General features: G+C 61.1%; 22 protein-coding genes. 17 read left to right on the forward strand and 5 right to left on the reverse strand.

Going from position 1 to position 20448, the window contains the following annotated elements:
- A partial coding sequence (locus tag M6D32_RS24760) for a SurA N-terminal domain-containing protein (RefSeq protein ID WP_298261503.1) occupies window positions 1-398 on the reverse strand: 398 nt, incomplete at its 3' end.
- A 246-nt stretch (window positions 399-644) separates the two neighbouring features.
- Here M6D32_RS24760 and tpiA point away from each other — a divergent pair.
- The 7 genes from tpiA (at window position 645) to M6D32_RS24795 (ending at window position 6077) form a co-directional block, all read left to right on the forward strand.
- The gene (gene tpiA / locus M6D32_RS24765) at window positions 645-1403 is read left to right on the forward strand and encodes a triose-phosphate isomerase (protein ID WP_298261282.1); all 759 of its coding nucleotides are present in this window, start codon (window positions 645-647) and stop codon (window positions 1401-1403) included.
- A gap of 124 nt (window positions 1404-1527) precedes the next feature.
- Window positions 1528-1899 (forward strand): preprotein translocase subunit SecG, encoded by a 372-nt coding sequence (gene secG, locus M6D32_RS24770; RefSeq protein WP_298261283.1) that lies wholly within the window; start codon window positions 1528-1530, stop codon window positions 1897-1899.
- 183 nt (window positions 1900-2082) lie between these two features.
- Complete coding sequence (locus M6D32_RS24775; protein ID WP_298261284.1) at window positions 2083-3714, forward strand: CTP synthase; 1632 nt, start codon at window positions 2083-2085, stop codon at window positions 3712-3714.
- Between the two features lie 93 nt (window positions 3715-3807).
- Window positions 3808-4134 carry an NIPSNAP family protein gene (locus M6D32_RS24780; RefSeq protein ID WP_298261285.1) on the forward strand — a complete coding sequence of 109 codons (327 nt, stop codon included), beginning with the start codon at window positions 3808-3810 and terminating at the stop codon, window positions 4132-4134.
- Window positions 4135-4158: 24 nt separating this feature from the next.
- Window positions 4159-5034: a VOC family protein gene (locus M6D32_RS24785; protein ID WP_298261286.1), complete on the forward strand. Its 876-nt coding sequence runs from the start codon at window positions 4159-4161 to the stop codon at window positions 5032-5034.
- Window positions 5035-5083: 49 nt separating this feature from the next.
- Complete coding sequence (gene kdsA, locus M6D32_RS24790; RefSeq protein WP_298261287.1) at window positions 5084-5929, forward strand: 3-deoxy-8-phosphooctulonate synthase; 846 nt, start codon at window positions 5084-5086, stop codon at window positions 5927-5929.
- Window positions 5930-5954: 25 nt separating this feature from the next.
- A complete protein-coding gene (locus M6D32_RS24795) occupies window positions 5955-6077 on the forward strand; it encodes a hypothetical protein (protein ID WP_298261288.1) in 123 nt (40 codons plus the stop codon).
- On the opposite strand, the gene M6D32_RS24800 is transcribed toward M6D32_RS24795, so the two are convergent.
- From M6D32_RS24800 to queF, 4 genes are all read right to left on the reverse strand, one after another.
- Window positions 6061-6936: a LysR family transcriptional regulator gene (locus M6D32_RS24800; RefSeq protein ID WP_298261289.1), complete on the reverse strand. Its 876-nt coding sequence runs from the start codon at window positions 6934-6936 to the stop codon at window positions 6061-6063. The genes M6D32_RS24795 and M6D32_RS24800 overlap by 17 nt on opposite strands.
- Window positions 6937-6942: 6 nt before the next feature.
- On the reverse strand, window positions 6943-7995 hold the full coding sequence (locus tag M6D32_RS24805) for a YeiH family protein (RefSeq protein ID WP_298261290.1): 1053 nt from the start codon (window positions 7993-7995) through the stop codon (window positions 6943-6945).
- Between the two features lie 111 nt (window positions 7996-8106).
- The gene (locus tag M6D32_RS24810; RefSeq protein WP_298261291.1) at window positions 8107-8898 is read right to left on the reverse strand and encodes a dienelactone hydrolase family protein; all 792 of its coding nucleotides are present in this window, start codon (window positions 8896-8898) and stop codon (window positions 8107-8109) included.
- Window positions 8899-8949: 51 nt separating this feature from the next.
- Window positions 8950-9438 (reverse strand): preQ(1) synthase, encoded by a 489-nt coding sequence (gene queF, locus M6D32_RS24815; RefSeq protein ID WP_298261292.1) that lies wholly within the window; start codon window positions 9436-9438, stop codon window positions 8950-8952.
- A 133-nt stretch (window positions 9439-9571) separates the two neighbouring features.
- On the opposite strand from queF, the gene eno reads away from it, so the two are divergent.
- The 10 genes from eno (at window position 9572) to lpdA (ending at window position 20254) form a co-directional block, all read left to right on the forward strand.
- On the forward strand, window positions 9572-10855 hold the full coding sequence (gene eno, locus M6D32_RS24820; RefSeq protein ID WP_298261293.1) for a phosphopyruvate hydratase: 1284 nt from the start codon (window positions 9572-9574) through the stop codon (window positions 10853-10855).
- A 73-nt stretch (window positions 10856-10928) separates the two neighbouring features.
- Window positions 10929-12068: a zinc-binding dehydrogenase gene (locus tag M6D32_RS24825; RefSeq protein WP_298261294.1), complete on the forward strand. Its 1140-nt coding sequence runs from the start codon at window positions 10929-10931 to the stop codon at window positions 12066-12068.
- A 70-nt stretch (window positions 12069-12138) separates the two neighbouring features.
- Window positions 12139-12528 (forward strand): MAPEG family protein, encoded by a 390-nt coding sequence (locus M6D32_RS24830; RefSeq protein WP_298261296.1) that lies wholly within the window; start codon window positions 12139-12141, stop codon window positions 12526-12528.
- 216 nt (window positions 12529-12744) lie between these two features.
- The gene (locus M6D32_RS24835; RefSeq protein ID WP_298261298.1) at window positions 12745-13743 is read left to right on the forward strand and encodes an MBL fold metallo-hydrolase; all 999 of its coding nucleotides are present in this window, start codon (window positions 12745-12747) and stop codon (window positions 13741-13743) included.
- 167 nt (window positions 13744-13910) lie between these two features.
- Window positions 13911-14468, forward strand: a complete 558-nt coding sequence (locus M6D32_RS24840; RefSeq protein ID WP_298261300.1) for an NADPH-dependent FMN reductase — start codon at window positions 13911-13913, stop codon at window positions 14466-14468.
- An 83-nt stretch (window positions 14469-14551) separates the two neighbouring features.
- Window positions 14552-14869 (forward strand): septum formation initiator family protein, encoded by a 318-nt coding sequence (locus M6D32_RS24845; protein ID WP_298261302.1) that lies wholly within the window; start codon window positions 14552-14554, stop codon window positions 14867-14869.
- Between the two features lie 158 nt (window positions 14870-15027).
- Window positions 15028-16044, forward strand: coding sequence for a pyruvate dehydrogenase (acetyl-transferring) E1 component subunit alpha (pdhA, locus tag M6D32_RS24850; protein ID WP_298261304.1), 1017 nt, complete (start codon window positions 15028-15030; stop codon window positions 16042-16044).
- A gap of 35 nt (window positions 16045-16079) precedes the next feature.
- Entirely contained in the window at window positions 16080-17468 is a 1389-nt protein-coding gene (locus tag M6D32_RS24855; protein ID WP_298261306.1) for a pyruvate dehydrogenase complex E1 component subunit beta, read from the forward strand.
- An 18-nt stretch (window positions 17469-17486) separates the two neighbouring features.
- The gene (locus tag M6D32_RS24860) at window positions 17487-18833 is read left to right on the forward strand and encodes a pyruvate dehydrogenase complex dihydrolipoamide acetyltransferase (protein ID WP_298261308.1); all 1347 of its coding nucleotides are present in this window, start codon (window positions 17487-17489) and stop codon (window positions 18831-18833) included.
- A gap of 2 nt (window positions 18834-18835) precedes the next feature.
- A complete protein-coding gene (gene lpdA, locus M6D32_RS24865; RefSeq protein ID WP_298261310.1) occupies window positions 18836-20254 on the forward strand; it encodes a dihydrolipoyl dehydrogenase in 1419 nt (472 codons plus the stop codon).
- Window positions 20255-20448 lie beyond the last annotated feature (194 nt).

The raw sequence follows: 20448 nt of genomic DNA on the forward strand, positions 1-20448 counted from the left end.
CCGTTGGAGCCCTTGAAGCTCGGATCGTCCATGATCATTTTCAACGTTTCTTCATTGGACTGTCCGAGTCCGAGCCGCTTGGCTTCTTCATCCAACGTGGTCTCAGCAATGGTTTGCTGCAGCACCTGCCGGTCGATACCGAGGGCGCGGGCCTGTTCGTTCGAAAGCGGACGATGGAATTGGCGACCGATCTGTTGCAGGCGGTCGGTGAAGATCCGGCGGAATTGCTCGGTCGATATCTCCGTGTGCCCAACCTTGGCCAACGACGACTGTCCAAAGCCCCTGAAAATGTCGGCGATGCCCCAAATGCCGAAACTGACGATCAGGACGCCCATCACGATGGCCATGATAATTTTGCCGAGCCAGTTTGATGAGGCTTTGCGTATTCCTCGAAGCATTGGGTCCAACTTGTTGGCAGGAGGGAACCGAAGGCTGCCCGCGGGAATTCGTTTTTCGAATGCCACAAAAGAGCGTCACCGGATTGATAACGCATCATAAAGTGGTGGCCACTCCCTCGCAACCAGCGCATTGCTGCAATTGAGAGAGTTAACGTCCGCACGATGGCGCCTGGCCCGATCTGGCCGAGTTTGATGGGCTCTGCTAGCGATTGTCCTGACTTTGGTCCCTTGAAGGAACTTTCGGATATGAGCCCCACCATTCGGCCATTGGTCGCCGGCAACTGGAAAATGAACGGCCTGCATTCCTCGATGGCCGAGTTCGAAGCCATGATCGCTGGTGCCCCGCAGGTGGCGGGGAAGGCGGACCTTCTGGTTTGTCCGCCCGCCACGCTGATTTCAGCTTTTTCCGCGAAATTGGTCGGCTCTCGGGATATCGGAATTGGCGGCCAGGACTGCGATCCGAAGGTCTCTGGCGCCCACACGGGCGATATATCTGCCGAAATGCTGGCCGATGCGGGCGCAAGCGCGGTCATTGTCGGCCACTCGGAGCGTCGAGCGGATCACGGCGAAAGCGATGCCTTGGTGCGGCAGAAGGCGGAGGCCGCTTGGCGCGCGGGACTTCTGGCCATCGTCTGCATCGGCGAAACCCAGAGCCAGCGCGATGCCGGGCAGACGCTGGAGATTTGCCGCGGCCAGCTTCAGGGCTCGCTGCCGGATGGGACCCGCGCGGACAACCTCGTGGTGGCCTATGAGCCGATTTGGGCCATCGGCACCGGCTTGACGCCGACGGTCAAGGATGTGGAGCAAATTCATCAGTTTATAAGGGAGACGTTGGGCACCCGGTTTAACGGAGAGGGTGCCCGGATGCGCATTCTCTATGGCGGCTCGGTCAAACCGTCCAACGCGCGGGAATTAATGGGGGTCGCCAACGTGAACGGCGCGCTGGTTGGCGGGGCAAGCCTGAAAGCCTCCGACTTCCTTGCGATTGCGGCTGGCTGCCCCTAACTGGAAGTAGGGTGGTGCCGGGGGTGACAATGCCCCGTGCAATCGTGTAACACCCCGCCCAAATCTATCCCCGCAAAACCGAAACCGGCTGCCGGACAGCTTCGGTTTGCGACGAAAGGTCGACATGCAGACTGTCATTATCGTAATCCATTTGATGATCGTCGCGACGCTGATCGCGACCGTCCTGCTGCAAAAATCGGAAGGCGGCGGCCTGGGCATGGGTGGCGGCGCGGGCTTCATGTCGAGCCGCGGTACGGCCAATCTGCTGTCGCGCACGACCGCTGTGTTGGCGACCGGCTTTTTCTTGACCAGCCTGCTCTTGTCGTGGCTTGCCAGCTACGACCGCAAGCCAAGCTCGATTCTTCCAGCGTCGCAGTCGCAGTCCGGGACTCCGGCGACGCCATCGAGCGGAGGCGTTCTGGATTCGTTGAAGAAATCCGAGCAGCAGCAAACTCCGCCCGCGCCGTCAGGCCCGGAAGCGCCGCACTCGCAATAAGCGAAATTCGCAATAAAGCGGGAGGGCCATGCAGCGTGGCCCTCTACCGTGCTGCATCAGCAGTCTATATCAAGCCGCTGATATCTCTTTAATTTTGGCGTCACCCACAGGCCGTGAAAATTTCGCGGCGAAGAGCCTTTTCGTTTTGGCGAATCGGACCTGTGGCCTTAAAGGTTAAGTCCCATGGCGCGGTACATCTTCATCACCGGCGGCGTGGTTTCCTCGCTCGGAAAAGGTCTGGCATCGGCGGCTCTCGGCGCGCTGTTGCAGGCGCGTGGCTACAAGGTTCGGCTGCGCAAGCTCGATCCCTATCTCAATCTCGATCCCGGCACGATGTCGCCCTACCAGCATGGCGAAGTGTTCGTGACCGATGACGGTGCGGAGACCGATCTCGATCTCGGTCATTATGAACGCTTCACGGGGCGTCCCGCAACGAAAGCGGACAGCATCACCACGGGCCGCATCTACCAGGACATCATCACCAAGGAACGACGCGGCGATTATCTCGGCGCCACCATCCAGGTGATCCCGCATGTGACGAACGCGATCAAGGATTTCATCCTCGACAGCAACGACGATTTCGACTTCGTGCTGTGCGAGATCGGCGGCACGGTCGGCGACATCGAGGGCCTGCCGTTCTTCGAGGCGATCCGTCAGGTCAAGAACGACCTGCCGCGCGATCATGCGATCTACATTCACCTGACCCTGTTGCCGTTCATCCCGAGCGCGGGCGAACTCAAGACGAAACCGACCCAGCATTCCGTGAAGGAATTGCGTTCGATCGGCATTCAGCCGGATATTCTGCTATGCCGAACCGATCGTCCGATCCCGAAGGAGGAACGGCGCAAGCTCGGCCTGTTCTGCAATGTGCGCGAGAGCGCGGTGATCGAGGCGCGCGACGTCGATAATATCTATGCCGTGCCGGAGGCCTACCACGCCGCCGGTCTTGACGACGAGGTGCTGGCGGCGTTCGGCATCACCTCAAAAATTCCACCGGCGCTGCAAAGTTGGCACGTCATCAACGAGCGGGTCCGAAATCCGGAAGGCCAGGTGACGATCGCCGTCGTCGGCAAGTACACCGGCATGAAGGACGCCTACAAATCATTGATCGAGGCCTTGTCGCATGGCGGCATCGCCAACAAGGTGAAAGTCAACCTCGACTGGATCGAGAGCGAGGTGTTCGAAAACGAGGATCCGGCGCCATTTCTGGAGCACGTCAACGGTATCCTCGTGCCCGGCGGATTCGGCCAGCGCGGCGCCGAGGGCAAGATCAAGGCGGCGCAGTTCGCACGCGAACGGAACGTGCCGTATTTCGGCATCTGTTTCGGCATGCAGATGGCGGTCATCGAAGCCGTGCGCAATCTCGTCGGCATCGCGGATGCCAATTCCACGGAGTTCGGGCCGACGCCGCAGCCGGTTGTCGGCTTGATGACCGAATGGCTGCGCGGCAACGAGCTGGAGCGGCGGTCGAAGAACGGCGATCTTGGCGGCACGATGCGACTTGGCGCCTATCAGGCCAGCCTGCGGCGCGGCAGCCGCGTCTCGGCGGTCTATGGCGGCGCCACCGAAATTTCGGAACGCCACCGTCACCGCTATGAGGTCAATACCGCCTACAAGGACAGGCTCGAACAGCAAGGCCTGCGGTTCTCAGGGCTTTCGCCCGATGGCATCCTGCCTGAGATCGTCGAGTACGAAGACCACCCGTGGTTCATCGGCGTGCAATTCCACCCCGAATTGAAGTCCCGCCCGTTCGAACCCCACCCGCTCTTTGCCTCGTTTATCGAGGCCGCCGTGGTGCAGTCGCGGCTGGTCTAATGCCGTGCGTCGGGGGCCTTTGACGGGCCCGCCGATTGTTGCGAAAAGACGCTCCCTCGCCATTACAAAAACAAGGTCAAAGGGAGTACGTCGATGATCTATGAAACCCGCGTCTATCGCTGCGTGCCGGGCCGGCTGCCCGCGCTGCTGAAGCGCTTTGAGACCATTACGCTGAAGCTCTGGGAAAAGCACGGCATTCGCCAGGCCGGCTTTTTCACCACGCTGGTCGGTGAATCCAATCAGGAGCTGACCTATCTGCTCGCCTGGGAATCGCTTGCCGACCGGGAAAAGAAATGGGCGGCGTTCCAGAGCGATCCGGAATGGATCGCGGCACGCGCCAAGACCGAGGCCGACGGGCAGATCGTCGACAACATCGTCAATCAATTGCTGGTGCCGACCTCGTTCTCCTCCGTGAAGTAGCATCAAAGGGCGCAAGGTCCCGCCATGCCCCAAGGTCTTGACCATATCGTGCATGCCGTCCGTGACGTGGACGCGGCAGCGGAATTCTATGTCCGCGCCGGGTTCACGGTGGGCGGGCGCAATCGCCACCCTTGGGGGACGCATAATCGCATCGTGCAGTTGAAGAACTGCTACATCGAAATTCTCGAAGTCGCCGAACCCGAAAAGATCGTGGCCCACAGGGCGCGATTTTTCTCGTTCGGCGCTTTCAGCCGCGATTTCCTCGCTTACCGCGAGGGCTTTTCGATGGTCTTGCTCAATAGCCGGGATGCGGCAGCCGATGCGCGCGCCTTCGAGGCAATTGGCATCGGTGCGTTCGATACATTCGATTTCACCCGCGAAGGCAAGAGACCCGACGGCAGCACGGTCAAGCTGGCTTTCTCGCTGGCCTTTGCGGCCGAGCCGAATTCGCCCGATCTTCGCTTCGCCACATGCCAGCATTATTTTCCGGAAAATTTCTGGAATCCGGCGTTTCAGAACCATGCCAACGGGGCCCGGCGCGTGCCCGGCGTCGTGATGACTGCTGCGGATCCGGTAAGCCATCAGAGTTTCCTTGAGGCCTATACGGGAGTGAAGATTGTCGCTTCGAGCGAGGATGGCGTAGCCGCGCACACGAAGAATGGCGATATCGTTATTCTTAATCCTTCAGCGGCTGGCGATCTCCTGGGATTCCCCGTCAAGACAAGCGGCGAGGGGATCGTGCTCAGCGCCATGCGCTTTACCGCCGCCGACCTGAGCCGGGCCGAGGGCTTGCATCGGAAGAACGGACTGGCGGTGCGGAGAAACGGGGAGAGGTTGATCATCCCGCCAGATGAGGGCTTTGGTGCAACCCTGATATTCGAGGCCGCAAAAGAGAGTTGATCCCAGTCTCCGCGCCCGGCATGGTCGCCCGTGAACAGGACAAAAGGCTTTGAAACCAGTCGCTTCCGCAGCAGAGATCGTTGACGTTGGCCCGGTCAAATTCGGCAATCGCCTGCCGATCTCGATCGTCGCGGGCCCGTGTCAGCTCGAGAGCCGCACGCATGGGCTTGAGGTGGCGACCGCGCTGAAGGAAATTTCTGATCGTCTGAAGGTCGGCCTCGTCTACAAGACATCCTTCGACAAGGCCAATCGAACCAGCGCTTCCGCAGCGCGGGGAATAGGTCTGGCGCAGGCATTGCCGATCCTTGCAGAAATACGCGCGTCGGTGGGATTGCCTGTCCTCACCGACGTGCATGAAGCCACCCAATGCGCCGAGGTCGCCCAAGCCGTCGACGTCCTGCAAATTCCGGCGTTCCTGTGCCGGCAAACCGATTTGCTGCTGGCCGCTGCCGCCACCGGCAAGGTCGTCAACGTCAAGAAGGGACAGTTCCTCGCGCCGTGGGACATGGCCAACGTCGTGACCAAAATTACGGGCGCCGGCAATTCGAAGGTGCTTGTCACCGAGCGGGGCGCCTCGTTCGGCTACAACACTTTGGTGTCCGATATGCGCGCACTGCCGATCCTGGCGCGTACCACGGGTGCGCCGGTCATTTTCGATGCGACCCATTCGGTGCAGCAGCCCGGCGGCAAAGGCACGTCATCGGGCGGCGAGCGCGAGTTTGTGCCGGTTCTGGCGCGCGCAGCTGTCGCGGTCGGCGTCGCCGGCGTCTTCATCGAGACCCATCCCGACCCGGATCACGCGCCATCCGACGGACCCAACATGGTGCCGCTGCGCGAGTTCGAAGGCCTGCTGCGAAAGCTGATGGCGTTCGACAAGGTCGCCAAGAATGCCTGAAAACAATGCCTGAGAGCGTGATGCGATGATGCCGCAGACCGTGCCGCGGCGGCGTAATCGCATGCCGCCCGCGATCAACATCATCGCGATCGCGACCTTTGCGGCAAGCCTCTCGGCCCGCGCGCTCGAGTTTAACCCAGCGACTTGAGCAGCGCGTCTTCGGCACGGCTGACGTGCCGCTCCTTGTGGCGCAGGATGTAGAACGATCGGCGCGGCAGGCCGAAGCGGACCCGGTGGAGCGTCCTGGCGGCGATCGACCGCGCCGCCACCAGGTCCGAGATGGCCGTGGCCGCCTGGCCGGCCTCGACCGCAGACCGGACCGCTTCGTTGGATGGAAACTCCAGCGCTATCGGAAGATCGGACAGTTCAAGTCCGTTCGCGCGAAGCCCGGCTTCGAACATGGACCTCGTGCCGGATCCAGCTTCACGCAGCACCCATGTGGTCGTCGGCAAGTCCTTCGCGGAGACTTTCGGTCGACCGGCCCACGGGTGCCGGCTACCTACGGCCAGGATCAGGCTGTCGCCGTCAATTCTCTCCGCGGTCAGGAGATCAGCGTCGATTTCTCCCTCGATAAAGCCGAGATCGGCACCGCCTTGCAGCACCGCCTGCGCGACCTGTTCGGTATTGGAAATCGTCAGCCGCAAATCGATGCCGGGATAGTCAGCGTGAAACGCCTGGATGCGGCTCGGCAGCCAATAATTTCCGACCGTCTGGCTTGCAGCGATGGAAAGTGAGCCACGCTTCAAGCCGGCAAGGTCGTTGAGAACCTGCGTCGCGTCCCTCGCGCGGGTCAGCACCGCCCGGGCTTCGATGAGAAAATCCTTTCCGGTCTGGGTCAGCGCAATGCCCCGGCCGACACGGTCGAACAATTTGATGCCGTAACGCGCCTCGAGCGCCGCGATTGCAGCGCTCGTGGCGGACTGGGTGAGATTGAGTTCGTTCGCGGCTCGCGTGACGTGCTGCTTTTCGGCGACGGCAACGAAGATGCGCAGCTGTTCGAGGGTCATTCGTCCTCATCCAAACAGTTTGACCAGCATGAGACTAAAGCTCGCAATGAACAGGAAGGCGAGGGCGCCTAACAGCGCCGGCCGGATGCCCCTTGCCATGAGCTTGCGAAGGTCGGTTTCCAGCCCCATCGCCGCAAGTGCGACAGACAGCAGGAATGTCGTAACGGCGGCGATCTCGGCCCTGTCGGCGGCAGGAACCGTGATCAGGCTGTTCAGTCCGACCACGGCGACGAAGCCAAGCACAAACCACGGCATGGGTAGCCGCGATGAAGCGGCCGAGGCCGAAGCTCGCGTTGAGGCGCTACGGGATGCAAGCCAGCCCAGCACGATCACGACAGGCGCCAGCAGGACGACCCGCGACAGCTTTGCGATCGTGCCGAATTCCCCGGCCGACTTCCCATACTGGAACGCTGCGGCGACCACTTGCGCGATCTCGTGGATGGAAGCGCCAGACCACAATCCAAAGGCGTGCGGATCGAGATGCAAGAGTGTCGGGAGAAGCGGGTAGGCGAACATCGCGACCGACCCAAAGATCGTCACGCAGGCGACCGCATAGGCGACATCCTCATCATCCCCGTTGGTCACCGTATTCGTGGCGATGACGGCGGAAGCACCGCAAATCGAGGTGCCGGCCGCAATCAACTGCGCCAGTTTTCGTTCGACGCCCAGCAATCGTCCCAGCGAAACCGTGAAGACGAAGGTGGCGAGAAGCGTGGTGGCGACGATGAGAAAGCCGCGCTCGCCGACGTCGATGATCTGGCTGACGGTCAGTTGAAACCCGAGCAAAATGATGCCGAGGCGCAGGAGTCGCCGCATGCTGAAGGCGACCCCGGCTTTGGCGATGACCGGCGTGCCGACAAGATTGTGAAGGGCGGTGCCAATCAGGATCGCCAGGATCAGGGGACTGAACGCCGTCAATCCTGGCAACTCGCGCAAACCATAGGCAGATGCAGCGACCACGGATACCATCAGCAGTCCCGGAAGGACGGCCAGTGCGCGCCTGACATGCGGTGTAACGGGATCGGCATTGGATGCGAGCGATGAGGCGCGATCGGTCATGTTGGGCTCCTTGTTCTTGCCCAACGACCATCGCGGTGTTCGATCGTTCAATCCAACAGATTATAATCGTTATATCAATCGATTTATTTGATTAATATTGCGTCCTGGAAACTATGCCAGGGCCTCACGAAAGAACGCGATGACTTCGTCGACCGCCGCCCGGGTCGGCTCGCCCGGCGCATCGATGAGGTCTCCGGTAAAGACCGAATGCGGTGGCTTTCCGCGGGCCTTCATGCCGCCGGGATGGCCGGCGCTGTCAGGCAATTCGGAGCCAGAAAAGGCGTCGCCAAAGGTAGTGCGTAGCGTTGCGAACCGCGGCGCCTTGCAGAGCTCGTCGCCTTCGAAGCGATAGCCGCGCAGCTTCAATCCCTGCCGTGTCCGGGCAACGACCTGCTCGAGATCGCGAAGAGCGATATCCAGTGCCGCGGCGGAAAGCGCCGGCGCGCCGGGCTGCGCGAGAACCGGCGCCAGCACGACGGGATCGAGCGCCATCGACAGAGCAAAGCCGCCTGTGACGCACATGCCGATAGCTCCGACACCGGGGCCTCCGCACTCCTGGTGGGCGAGGCGCGCCAGCGCGCGCAGCCAGTCCGTTACGGGGCTCGACGTGTTGGCGCGCAGGATGGTGAATTCGCGTGAAATGCAGAGTGAGACGATCCGCGCCACGGAGGGCTTCTCGATATTGCTCGCATCGGGCTCGCCGAACAGGATCGGGGCATAGACGCGGAAACCCGCATCACGAACCCATCGGCAAAACCGCGCAAGAGTTGGCGTGAAGCCGTAGATTTCGTGAACAACAATGATCGCAGGACCGCCAGTCCCCGTCACAAGGACCGGCTTGGTTTTGCCGAGCAGGCTGATGTCGCGTCTGGTGAAGTCGGTGATATCAGGCGTCAATTCCATGTCATCACCCCGTCGAGCTGCCAGTCTAACGAAACACCAACGAGCGGCATTTCATCCGCGACCGCGGTAGGGCGCCACGCCCTGATCAGGAATCCACATTCCCTTCGGCAGGGTACCGGTCTGCCAGAATACGTCGATCGGAATGCCGCCGCGCGGGTACCAGTAGCCGCCGATCCTGAGCCATTTCGGCTTGATCTCCGCGGCGATCCGCTTGCCGATCATGACCGTGCAATCCTCATGAAAGGCACCGTGATTGCGGAAACTCGCGACATAGAGCTTCAGCGACTTCGATTCCAAAAGCCATTGGCCGGGGACGTAGTCAATCACGAGATGAGCGAAATCAGGCTGTCCGGTGACCGGGCATAGCGATGTAAATTCCGGCGCGGTAAAGCGCACGACGTAATTGGTGTGTCTCTGCGGATTAGGCACGTGGTCGAGCCTGGCGGCCTCGGGCGTTGAGGGCCATTCGACGGCGCGGCCGAGCTGTAAATCGGACCGCTGGATTGCGGATTTTGGGGCCCTTCGTGGCTTTCTGGACATAATTGGTCTCCGTTGTGCACGTTTTAGCCAATTCGAGTTTTCCCGTCACGGGCAAGGCAACCTTTTCCGCCCCATTCGCTTGCTGTAGAAGCTGCCCAACCCCTCCGACCACTCCTTATCTCAAGAGGCACTCATGACCGCTATCGTCGACATCATCGGCCGCGAAATTCTCGATAGTCGCGGCAATCCCACGGTTGAAGTTGACGTCGTGCTGGAAGACGGCTCGCTCGGCCGCGCCGCCGTGCCATCAGGCGCTTCGACGGGCGCGCATGAAGCGGTCGAACTGCGCGACGGTGACAAGGCGCGCTATCTCGGCAAGGGCGTGCAAAAGGCCGTCGCTGCGGTCAACGGCGAAATCTGCGATGCCTTGAGCGATATCGCGGTCGAGCAACAGGTGCAGATCGACCAGATCATGATCGACCTCGATGGCACGCCGAACAAAAGCCGGCTGGGCGCCAATGCCATTCTCGGCGTTTCACTCGCCTGCGCCAAGGCAGCCGCCGCTTCCTTTGACATGCCCCTTTACCGCTATGTGGGCGGGACCTCGGCGCGAACCTTGCCGGTCCCGATGATGAACATCATCAACGGCGGCGTGCACGCCGACAACCCGATCGACTTCCAGGAATTCATGATCATGCCGGTCGGGGCTTCGAGTTTTGCCGACGCGCTGCGCTGCGGCTCCGAGATTTTTCACACGCTGCGAGGTGAGCTGAAGAAAGCCGGCCACAACACCAATGTCGGCGACGAGGGCGGTTTTGCGCCAAATCTGCCGTCGGCCGATGCGGCGCTAGAGTTCGTCATGGGTGCGATCGGCAAGGCCGGTTACAAGGCAGGTAACGACGTCATGCTGGCGCTCGACTGTGCGGCCACCGAATTCTTCAAGGAAGGCGCCTACGTCTACGGCGGCGAGAAGAAGACCCGCTCACGCTCGGAACAGGCAAGGTATCTCGCCGATCTTGCTTCGCGCTATCCGATCGTCTCGATCGAGGACGGCATGTCGGAAGACGATATGGACGGCTGGAAGGAATTGACTGGCCTGATCGGCGGTAAATGTCAGCTCGTTGGCGACGACTTGTTTGTCACCAACGTGAAGCGGCTGGCGGACGGCATCAAGAATGGCCGCGCCAATTCCATCCTGGTCAAGGTCAATCAGATCGGCACGCTGACGGAGACGCTTTCCGCCGTCGAGATGGCCTACAAGGCCGGTTATACCGCCGTGATGTCGCACCGCTCCGGCGAAACCGAGGATTCCACGATCGCCGATCTGGCCGTGGCCACCAACTGCGGGCAGATCAAAACCGGCTCGCTGGCCCGCTCGGACCGGACCGCCAAGTACAACCAGCTGCTGCGGATCGAACAGGAATTGGGTACGCAGGCGATATATGGCGGGCGGGCTGCGCTGAAGGCGCTCGCCTAAAAGGCCGCCAGGGGCTTGTGTTTCGCAGCCAGCGCGAGATCATCAGCCCAAAGAAACCTAACGGGAGGACGTGATGAGCGCCGATGGCAAAAGCGGTTTGCAGCTTCGTTCGTTGATCAAGAAAAGCGGCGAACTCGAAATATCGCTGGTTGATGTCCCGACACCGGAGCCAGCGGCCGATGAGGTCGTGGTCCGGGTCGAGGCAGCACCGATCAACCCGTCCGATCTTGGACTTCTCGTCGGCGCCGCCGATATGAGCACCGTGAAAGCGGGCGGGACCACGGACGCACCCGTCATCACTGCGCGCGTGCCTGAGGCAGCGATGCGGGGAATGGGAGCGCGTCTCGATCAATCCATGCCGGTCGGCAACGAGGGCGCCGGCGTCGTGATCAGAACCGGATCGTCCGATGCCGCAAAGGCGCTGATGGGCAAGAACGTCGCGATGATCGGCGGCGCGATGTATGCGCAATACCGCACGATCAAGGCCAGCGATTGTACCGTGCTCCCGGAAGGCACGACGCCCGCCGAAGGCGCTTCCTGGTTCGTCAATCCGCTGACGGCGCTTGGCATGGTCGAGACCATGCGGCGCGAAGGTCACAAGGCGCTGGTGCATACGGCTGCCGCTTCCAATCTCGGGCAGATGCTCAACAAGATCTGCCTCAAGGACGGTGTCGCGCTGGTCAACATCGTTCGCAGTTCCGAGCAGGCCGAAATCCTGCGCAGGATCGGCGCCAAACATGTCGTTGACTCCAAGTCGCCGACATTCCTGAACGACCTGACCGACGCGCTCGCCGAAACCGGTGCGACCATCGCGTTTGATGCCATCGGTGGCGGCAAGCTAGCGGGGCAGATTCTCGGCTGCATGGAGGTGGCGATCAACAAGACGGCGAAGGCCTATAGCCGTTATGGGTCCAACGTGCACAAGCAGGTCTATATCTACGGCTCGCTCGATCCCGGTCCGGTTGAGTTGAACCGGTCTTTCGGAATGGCCTGGGGCGTCGGCGGCTGGCTGTTGTTTCCGTTTATCATGAAGGTCGGACCGGCCGAGGTGACGAGCCTTCGCCAGCGCGTTGTTTCCGAGCTGAAGACCACGTTTGCGAGCCACTACACGCAGGTCGTCTCGTTGCAGGAAGCGCTCCAGCTCTCTCATCTTGCCGTCTACGGTAAGCGCGCCACCGGTGAGAAGTATCTGATCAACCCCAGTAAGGGCTGATCGTTCTCGATTGGGTTACCAGCATAGCAAGGAGTTATCGGGGTACATTATCAAACAGGGGGATACGTCCATGTCCACGGACCTGAAATACCTGGCTTTTACTGCCATCCTGACGGCCTCGTTATGGATTCCCTATATCGCCTGCCAGGTCATGACGAACGGCAATCTGACCCCGCAGAATTATGTCGACCCCTCACCCCGAAAGGTCCCGTTGTGGGGGATGCGCGCGAACCGCGCTCACCTGAATGCAGTGGAGACACTCGCGCCGTTCGCGGTGCTGGTGATTGTTATTCACCTCGCTGGCAAGGCCAACGCCACGACAGCTTTCTGGGCGATTGTCTTCTTCTGGACCAGGGTGGTCCACGCCGTCGTCTACTGGGTCGGCATTCCGTATGTGCGGACGCTGAGCTTCACGCTGGGCTATATCGCGGTTCTCGGCTTGTTCTGGGAACTCCTGTAGCAACCGATCTGCAAGGATTGACGGGGGGGTTGGGGTGGCTCAGGCCGGCGGGCCTAAAGTCGTACCTAGTCCAATGGGAGACCCCCCGGCAGAGCCGGGGGGTCTCCCATTGGACCAGGTACGCCAAATTGACTTGCCTTTGTATGGCGGGGGGAGAAGATTCGCGCCCGCAATCACGTGAGAAAACCCTCAAGCAAAACCTAAAGGGGGAAAGCCATGAATGATCTGAGCCGCCGCAACCTGCTGGCCGGTGTTGCCGCCATCGGCGCCGCATCCGTCCTTCCGCTTGCCTCGGAAGACGCCCATGCGACCGCATCTGCGGCTACCGACCAGGCGCCGGGCTTCTATCGCTACAAGGTCGGCAGCATCGAATGCACGTCGATCAACGACGGCGCGCGCACGTTTCCGCTGCCGGACAACTGGGTCACCAATGTCAGCAAGGATCAGGCGATCGCGGCTGCGGAGGCCGCCTACATGCCGAAGGGCATGGTGACGGTGCCGTTCAATCCGCAACTCATCAATACCGGCAGCAAGCTCATCCTGCTCGACTGCGGCAATGGCATCTCGGCTCTCAATGCGACCAAGGGTCAGGCCGGCCGCTTGTTGCAAAATCTTGCCGCGGCCGGCATCGATCCCAAGAGTATCGACGCCGTCGTCGTGTCTCACTTGCATCCGGACCACACCAACGGCATCCGCGCCGCCGACAATTCGATGGCATTCCCGAATGCCGAGATCATGGTGCCGGCGAAGGACTGGGATTTCTGGATGAGCGAGGAAAATGCCGCCAAGGCTCAATCCAATCCGATGATGAAGAACTACTTCGCCAACGTGAAGAAGATCTACACCGGCATCGAAAAGAACGTGACGAAGTACGATTGGGACAAGGAAGTTGTGCCGGGTCTGACGTCGATCGGCACGCCCGGTCACACACCGGGACACACTTCGTTTGCGCTGGCTTCGGGTAACTCGAAGATCCTGATCGCGGTCGACGTGACCAATATCCCCGAGTTCTTCCTGCGCAATCCGGATTGGCACGTTGCCTATGACGCCGATCCCGAACTCGCCCAGAAGACCCGGCACAAGTTCTATGACATGGCCGCGGCGGAAAAGGCGACCGTGGTCGGCTTCCACTTCCCGTTCCCCGCGGTCGGTCACGTCGAGAAGGACGGCAACGGCTATCGGCTCATTCCGGTCGCTTTCAATCCGGTGCTTTAAGCCTGAATTGTTCCAGGCTTTCCCATCAGGCCGCCTCCGGGCGGCCTGATTTTTGTTCGGGAAAATGTTTCAGAAACGCGTGGTACCAATTCATGCACTTGCATCTTTCGCAGAGGTCGCTAGGTTGACTTAGAAAGCAGCCCAGCGCTTCCAGCAAAGGAAACACCATGTCGAGCCCGCACCACATCCTCGTCCTCGCCGGCAGCCTCCGCAAGGAGAGCTTTACCCTCAAAATCGCCAATGCACTGGCCAAACTGGCGCCGCCTGCGCTGAGGCTCGACGTCGTCATGCCGCACGGGATTTCTTTCTTCAACCAGGATCTGGAGGCGAACCCACCGGCCGACTGGCTCGCTTTCCGCGAGCGGATTCAGAAGTCGGCGGCCGTGATCTTTGTGACGCCCGAATATAACCGCTCCATTTCGGGCGTCTTGAAAAACGCCATCGACGTCGCTTCGCGGCCCTACGGCAAGAGTTCGTTCCTCGGCAAGCCTGTCGGTATCATTTCCAATTCGCCAGGGCCGCTCGGCGGCGTTTCCGCCGCCAAGCACTTGCAGAATATTCTGCCGGGCATTTCCGGCCCGATCATGGGGCAGCCCGAGATGTATCTGAATGGCGTGGGCGATGCCTTCGATGAAAAGGGCCACCTCATCAAGGAATCCCTGCAGAAGGTGCTTCAGCAATATCTGGATGCTTTCGCCGCCTTCGTCGAAAAGCAGAACGGATAGGCGAGGCCCGTTTGGGTTCGAGCTTTCGCGGGTTTCGGGGCACGCTTAGGATTCCCTTAACCCCGCGGGCGCATCTTGCGCCCATGGTATCGCGCAGACGTCTCAAGTCGTTTCTGACAGGTTTTGCCCTCTATTCGATGGCGGCGGGAATGATCGGCTATTTCTGGGTCAACGCCTACACCGGAAGATATGGGTTGAATGCACGGCAGGAACTCGATCAGGAAGTCATCACGCTGACGGCTGAACTGGCGCGTCTGAAAAAAGAGCGCAGCGAAGGCGAACAACGCGTCTCGCTGTTGCGCTCCGACCGGCTCGACCCTGATATGCTCGACGAACGCGCGCGCTACCAGCTCGATTATGCCGACCCGCACGATCTCATTCGGATAATCCATTCGAATTGATCTTCAAATTACAAATTTCTCCGAAATAGATTTCGAAAATGTCGCGCCGCATTGCAGTGCGGCATGACGAGATATTTCCGGCTTACGCAAATCCTTTCAAGGCGGTTGGACTTGAGCTAGACAAAGCAAATTCGCTTCTCTTCACTCCGGAAAACGCCATGGCCCCTCCCAAAAAAAGCGCCGCCAATGAAACCGCTGAGGAGCAGGGGGCGCCGCCTCCCTTCACCAGGGAACAGGAGTTAAAGGCGCTAAGGGACATGCTGCTGATCCGCCGGTTCGAGGAAAAGGCCGGTCAGCTTTACGGCATGGGGGCGATCGGCGGCTTCTGCCACCTCTATATCGGTCAGGAAGCGGTCGTCGTCGGTATGCAGATGGCCTTAAAGAAGGGCGATCAAGTCATAACAGGATACCGTGACCACGGGCATATGCTCGCGTGCGGGATGGATGCCAAGGGCGTGATGGCTGAATTAACCGGACGCCGTGGCGGCTATTCCAAGGGCAAGGGCGGCTCGATGCACATGTTCAGCAAGGCCGAGAATTTCTACGGCGGCCATGGCATCGTCGGCGCGCAGGTGTCGCTCGGCACGGGGCTCGCATTCGCCAACCGTTATCGCGGCAACGATTTTGTCAGCCTGGCCTATTTCGGCGACGGCGCCTCCAACCAGGGCCAGGTCTATGAGAGCTTCAACATGGCGGAGCTCTGGAAACTGCCGGTGATCTACGTCATCGAGAACAACCGTTACGCCATGGGCACCTCGGTGACGCGCTCATCGGCCCAGACCGATTTCTCCAAGCGCGGCGCTTCCTTCAACATTCCGGGCGACCAGGTCGACGGCATGGACGTTCGTGCGGTCAAGGCCGCTGCCGACAAGGCGGTCGCCTGGTGCCGCGCCGCCAAGGGGCCGTACATCCTGGAAATGCAAACCTATCGCTATCGCGGCCATTCGATGTCGGATCCGGCGAAATATCGCACCCGTGAGGAAGTCGAAAAGGTGCGTCACGATCAGGATCCGATCGAACAGGTCCGCAACCGTTTGCTTGCGGCGAAGATGAGCGAGGACGAGTTGAAGAAGATCGATGCAGAGGTTCGCCAGGTCGTCAATGAGGCGGCGGATTTCGCGCAGCACGATCCCGAGCCGGACGTGTCCGAGCTTTATACCGACGTCTATCGATAAGCGTTCGTAGCGCGGCTTAAAATTGCGGAGTTGATATGCCCATTCAAGTTCTCATGCCTGCGCTCTCGCCGACGATGGAGAAAGGCAACCTCGCCAAGTGGCTGAAGAAGGAAGGCGAGACGATCAAGTCGGGCGATGTGATCGCCGAGATCGAGACCGACAAGGCGACGATGGAAGTCGAGGCGACCGACGAGGGAACGCTCGGCAGGATCCTGATCCCGGAAGGCACCGCGGACGTTGCCGTGAACACGCCGATTGCAACCATCTTGGCCGACGGTGAAAGCGCGTCCGACCTCGCCAAGGTGCCGGCCCCCGCGGCCGCGAAACAAGAGAAGCCCGCCGATGCGCCCGCTGCACCGGCGGCGAAGAGCGAACCCGCCGCCGCTCCGGCGGCGCCGAGCGCTGTTGCTCCGCCCGATCCGGAAATTCCCGCCGGCACCGAGATGGTGACCATGACCATCCGCGATGCGTTGCGCGATGCCATGGCGGAGGAAATGCGGCGCGACCCGGACGTGTTCCTGATGGGCGAAGAGGTCGCCGAATATCAGGGCGCCTACAAGGTCAGCCAGGGACTGTTGCAGGAGTTCAGCGCCCGGCGCGTGATCGATACGCCGATCACCGAGCATGGCTTTGCCGGCATTGGCGTTGGCGCGGCGATGAGCGGCCTGAAGCCGATCGTCGAGTTCATGACCTTCAATTTCGCCATGCAGGCGATCGACCAGATCATCAATTCGGCGGCGAAGACACTCTACATGTCGGGCGGCCAGATGGGCTGCGCCATCGTCTTCCGCGGCCCGAATGGCGCGGCCGCCCGCGTCGCCGCCCAGCACAGCCAGGACTACGCCGCCTGGTATTCGCAGGTCCCGGGCCTGAAGGTGATCGCGCCGTTCTCGGCTGCCGATTACAAGGGCTTGCTGAAGGCGGCGATCCGCGATCCCAACCCGGTGATCTTCCTCGAGAACGAAATGCTCTACGGTCACACCGGCGAGATACCGAAGCTGGACGACTATGTGATCCCGATCGGCAAGGCGCGTGTGGCGCGAACTGGCAACCACGTGACGATCATCTCGTGGTCCATGGGCATGAGTTACGCGCTGAAAGCCGCCGACGAGTTGGCGAAGGAAGGCATCGAGGCCGAGATCGTCGACCTCAGGACCATCCGCCCGCTCGATACCGAGACCATCGTCGCATCGGTCAGGAAGACGGGACGCGCCGTCACCGTCGAGGAAGGCTGGCAGCAGAGCGGTGTCGGCGCCGAAGTCGCAGCAAGGATCATGGAGCACGCCTTCGACTATCTCGATGCGCCGGTGACGCGCGTCTCGGGCAAGGATGTGCCGATGCCTTACGCGGCCAACCTGGAAAAGCTCGCACTGCCTTCGGTGGCCGAAGTGGTCGCGGCGGCCAAAGCTGTTTGTTATCGCTGACTGAGCGGGGCCTAGCACATGCCGATCAATATTCTGATGCCCGCACTGTCGCCGACGATGGAGAAGGGCAATCTCGCCAAGTGGCTCAAGAAGGAAGGCGATCAGGTCAAGTCCGGCGACGTGATCGCGGAGATCGAGACCGACAAGGCGACCATGGAGGTCGAGGCGGTCGATGAGGGCACCATCGCGAAGATCCTCGTGCCTGAAGGCACCCAGGACGTCGCCGTCAACGATGTGATCGCGGTGCTGGCCGGCGATGGCGAAGATGTGAAATCCGCCAGCGCATCGGCGGCCGCAAAGCCCGCACCGGCACCGGCCAAGACTGAAGCTCCTCCGCCAAAGCCGGCATCGCCAGCGCCGGCTGCCGCGCCAGCTCCGCAACCCGCCGCAGCACCTCCGCAGCAGGCGGTATCCCCCGCACCACAGGCCAATGGCCAAGGGCGCACCTTCTCGTCGCCGCTCGCGCGGCGCCTGGCCAAGGAAGCCGGCATCGACGTTGCGCGCATCGCCGGTACGGGTCCGCATGGTCGCGTCATCGCGCGCGACGTCGCGGAGGCCAAATCCGGCAAAGGGCTCAAAGCGCCGGCGGCGATACCGGGCGCGGGACCCGCACTCGCACCGTCGATGTCGGACAAGCAGATTCTCGCGCTGTTCGAGCCGGGCAGCTACGAGATCGTGCCGCATGACGGTATGCGCCGCACGATTGCGCAGCGACTCACGGCTGCGGTGCAGACCATTCCGACGTTCTATCTCACGATCGACTGCGAGATCGGCAAGCTCGTGGCCGCGCGCGAGGAGATCAATGCGGCCGCGCCGAAGGACAAGGAGAAGAAGCCGCTCTACAAGCTCTCGGTCAATGACTTCGTCATCAAGGCGATGGCGGTCGCGTTGCAGAAGATTCCCAATTGCAATGTGAGCTGGACCGAAGGCGGCATGGTCAAGCACAAGCACTCGGATATCGGAGTTGCGGTCGCCATGCCAGGCGGCCTGATCACACCGATCATCCGCAAGGCCGAAACCAAGACGCTGTCGGCGATCTCGAACGAGATGAAGGACTTTGCCGCCCGCGCGCGGGCCCGCAAGCTCAAACCGGAAGAATACCAGGGCGGCACCACGGCCGTGTCCAATCTCGGCATGTACGGCATCAATCACTTCACCGCCGTGATCAATCCGCCGCACGCCACGATCCTGGCGGTCGGCACCAGCGAGGAGCGTCCCGTTGTGCGCGGCGGCAAGATCGAGATCGCCCAGATGATGAGCGTGACGTTGTCGTGCGATCACCGCGCGATCGACGGAGCGCTTGGCGCCGAGTTGATCGGCGCCTTCAAGACGCTGATTGAAAACCCCGTGATGATGATGGTGTGACGATGGCCGACACATCCTTTGACGTCATCATCATCGGTTCGGGTCCCGGCGGTTACGTCACTGCCATTCGCGCGGCGCAGCTTGGTTTAAAGACTGCGATCATCGAGAAATCCTATCTCGGCGGCATCTGCCTGAACTGGGGCTGCATTCCGACCAAAGCACTGCTGCGTTCGGCCGAGATCTACCACTATATGCAGCACGCCAAGGATTACGGCCTGTCTGCCGAGAAGGTGGCCTACGATCCCAAGGCGGTCGTGCAACGCTCGCGTGGCGTCTCCAAACGCTTGAACGACGGCGTCGGCTTCCTGATGAAGAAGAACAAGGTGACGATCATCTGGGGCGAGGCGTCGATCGACGCGCCCGGCAAGATCAGCGTGAAGAAGTCCGCCGTCGAAGCGCCCAAGGGCGCGCTCGGCGAGGGCGCCTACCAGGCCAAAGACATCATCGTCGCCACCGGGGCGCGGCCGCGCGTATTGCCGGGGCTCGAGCCCGACAAGAAGCTGGTCTGGACCTATTTCGAGGCCATGGTGCCGGACAAAATGCCGAAGTCGCTGCTGGTGGTCGGCTCCGGCGCGATCGGCATCGAGTTCGCCTCGTTCTTCCACACCATGGGGGCGGAGGTCACCGTCGTTGAGGTGTTGCCGCAAATTCTCCCCGCGGAAGATGCGGAGATCGCCGGCCTCGCGCGCAAGCGCTTCGAGAAGCAGGGCATCAAGATTCTCACCAGTACCAAGGTGACGAAGCTTGAGAAGAAGAGCGATAGCGTGGTCGCTACCATCGATGACGGCAAGAAACCCCAGACAGTCGAATTCGATCGGGTGATTTCAGCCGTCGGCGTCGTCGGCAATATCGAAAACTTGGGCCTGGAAAAACTCGGCGTCAAAACCGATCGTGGCTGCATCGTCGTCGACGGCTTTGGCAAGACCAACGTGCCCGGCATCCACGCCATCGGCGACGTCGCCGGTCCGCCGATGCTGGCCCATAAGGCCGAACATGAAGGCGTGATTTGTGTCGAGGCGATCAAGGGCCTTCATCCGCATGCGCTCGACAAGAACCTGATCCCCGGTTGCACCTACTGCAATCCGCAGGTGGCCTCCGTCGGCCTTACCGAAGCGAAGGCAAAAGAGGGCGGACGTGAGATCCGCGTCGGCCGCTTCCCCTTCGTCGGCAATGGCAAGGCGATCGCGCTCGGCGAAGATCAGGGCCTCGTCAAAGTGGTCTTCGACAAGAAGACCGGACAATTGCTTGGCGCCCACATGATCGGTGCGGAAGTCACCGAATTGATCCAGGGCTATGTGGTGGCGATGAACCTCGAGACCACCGAGGAAGAGCTCATGCATACGGTGTTCCCGCATCCGACCTTGTCGGAGATGATGAAGGAAGCAGTGCTGGATGCGTATGGGCGTGTGCTGAACATCTAGCCCGAGTCGGGAGCCCGAGCGGTCCCGTTGCAGTGTCTATTCGACGCAGTCGGCCACCGGCTGGCTGCCGTCGCAGTACGAAACCCAGTCCTCCCGGAAGGCTTGGCCTTCAAATAATACCTAGAAATGGTGGCTTTACCGCAACGGTTGTGTCGTGGTTGCAACACTTCCCGAACATTTAACCCTCATCCCGG

The sequence above is a fragment of the Bradyrhizobium sp. genome, from assembly GCF_027307225.1.
In the GTDB taxonomy this organism is placed as follows: Bacteria; Pseudomonadota; Alphaproteobacteria; order Rhizobiales; family Xanthobacteraceae; genus Bradyrhizobium.

Excerpts from the sequence above, each read along its gene's own strand:
- M6D32_RS24845 (WP_298261302.1), top strand. The coding sequence starts at position 14,552 with ATGGTATCGCGCAGACGTCTCAAGTCGTTTCTGACAGGTTTTGCCCTC.
- M6D32_RS24805 (WP_298261290.1), bottom strand. The coding sequence starts at position 7,995 with ATGACCGATCGCGCCTCATCGCTCGCATCCAATGCCGATCCCGTTACA.
- M6D32_RS24785 (WP_298261286.1), top strand. The coding sequence starts at position 4,159 with ATGCCCCAAGGTCTTGACCATATCGTGCATGCCGTCCGTGACGTGGAC.
- M6D32_RS24835 (WP_298261298.1), top strand. The coding sequence starts at position 12,745 with ATGAATGATCTGAGCCGCCGCAACCTGCTGGCCGGTGTTGCCGCCATC.
- M6D32_RS24860 (WP_298261308.1), top strand. The coding sequence starts at position 17,487 with ATGCCGATCAATATTCTGATGCCCGCACTGTCGCCGACGATGGAGAAG.
- tpiA (WP_298261282.1), top strand. The coding sequence starts at position 645 with ATGAGCCCCACCATTCGGCCATTGGTCGCCGGCAACTGGAAAATGAAC.
- M6D32_RS24840 (WP_298261300.1), top strand. The coding sequence starts at position 13,911 with ATGTCGAGCCCGCACCACATCCTCGTCCTCGCCGGCAGCCTCCGCAAG.
- pdhA (WP_298261304.1), top strand. The coding sequence starts at position 15,028 with ATGGCCCCTCCCAAAAAAAGCGCCGCCAATGAAACCGCTGAGGAGCAG.
- secG (WP_298261283.1), top strand. The coding sequence starts at position 1,528 with ATGCAGACTGTCATTATCGTAATCCATTTGATGATCGTCGCGACGCTG.
- M6D32_RS24795 (WP_298261288.1), top strand. The coding sequence starts at position 5,955 with ATGATGCCGCAGACCGTGCCGCGGCGGCGTAATCGCATGCCGCCCGCG.
- eno (WP_298261293.1), top strand. The coding sequence starts at position 9,572 with ATGACCGCTATCGTCGACATCATCGGCCGCGAAATTCTCGATAGTCGC.
- M6D32_RS24780 (WP_298261285.1), top strand. The coding sequence starts at position 3,808 with ATGATCTATGAAACCCGCGTCTATCGCTGCGTGCCGGGCCGGCTGCCC.
- M6D32_RS24825 (WP_298261294.1), top strand. The coding sequence starts at position 10,929 with ATGAGCGCCGATGGCAAAAGCGGTTTGCAGCTTCGTTCGTTGATCAAG.
- M6D32_RS24810 (WP_298261291.1), bottom strand. The coding sequence starts at position 8,898 with ATGGAATTGACGCCTGATATCACCGACTTCACCAGACGCGACATCAGC.
- lpdA (WP_298261310.1), top strand. The coding sequence starts at position 18,836 with ATGGCCGACACATCCTTTGACGTCATCATCATCGGTTCGGGTCCCGGC.
- queF (WP_298261292.1), bottom strand. The coding sequence starts at position 9,438 with ATGTCCAGAAAGCCACGAAGGGCCCCAAAATCCGCAATCCAGCGGTCC.
- M6D32_RS24775 (WP_298261284.1), top strand. The coding sequence starts at position 2,083 with ATGGCGCGGTACATCTTCATCACCGGCGGCGTGGTTTCCTCGCTCGGA.
- M6D32_RS24800 (WP_298261289.1), bottom strand. The coding sequence starts at position 6,936 with ATGACCCTCGAACAGCTGCGCATCTTCGTTGCCGTCGCCGAAAAGCAG.
- M6D32_RS24830 (WP_298261296.1), top strand. The coding sequence starts at position 12,139 with ATGTCCACGGACCTGAAATACCTGGCTTTTACTGCCATCCTGACGGCC.
- M6D32_RS24855 (WP_298261306.1), top strand. The coding sequence starts at position 16,080 with ATGCCCATTCAAGTTCTCATGCCTGCGCTCTCGCCGACGATGGAGAAA.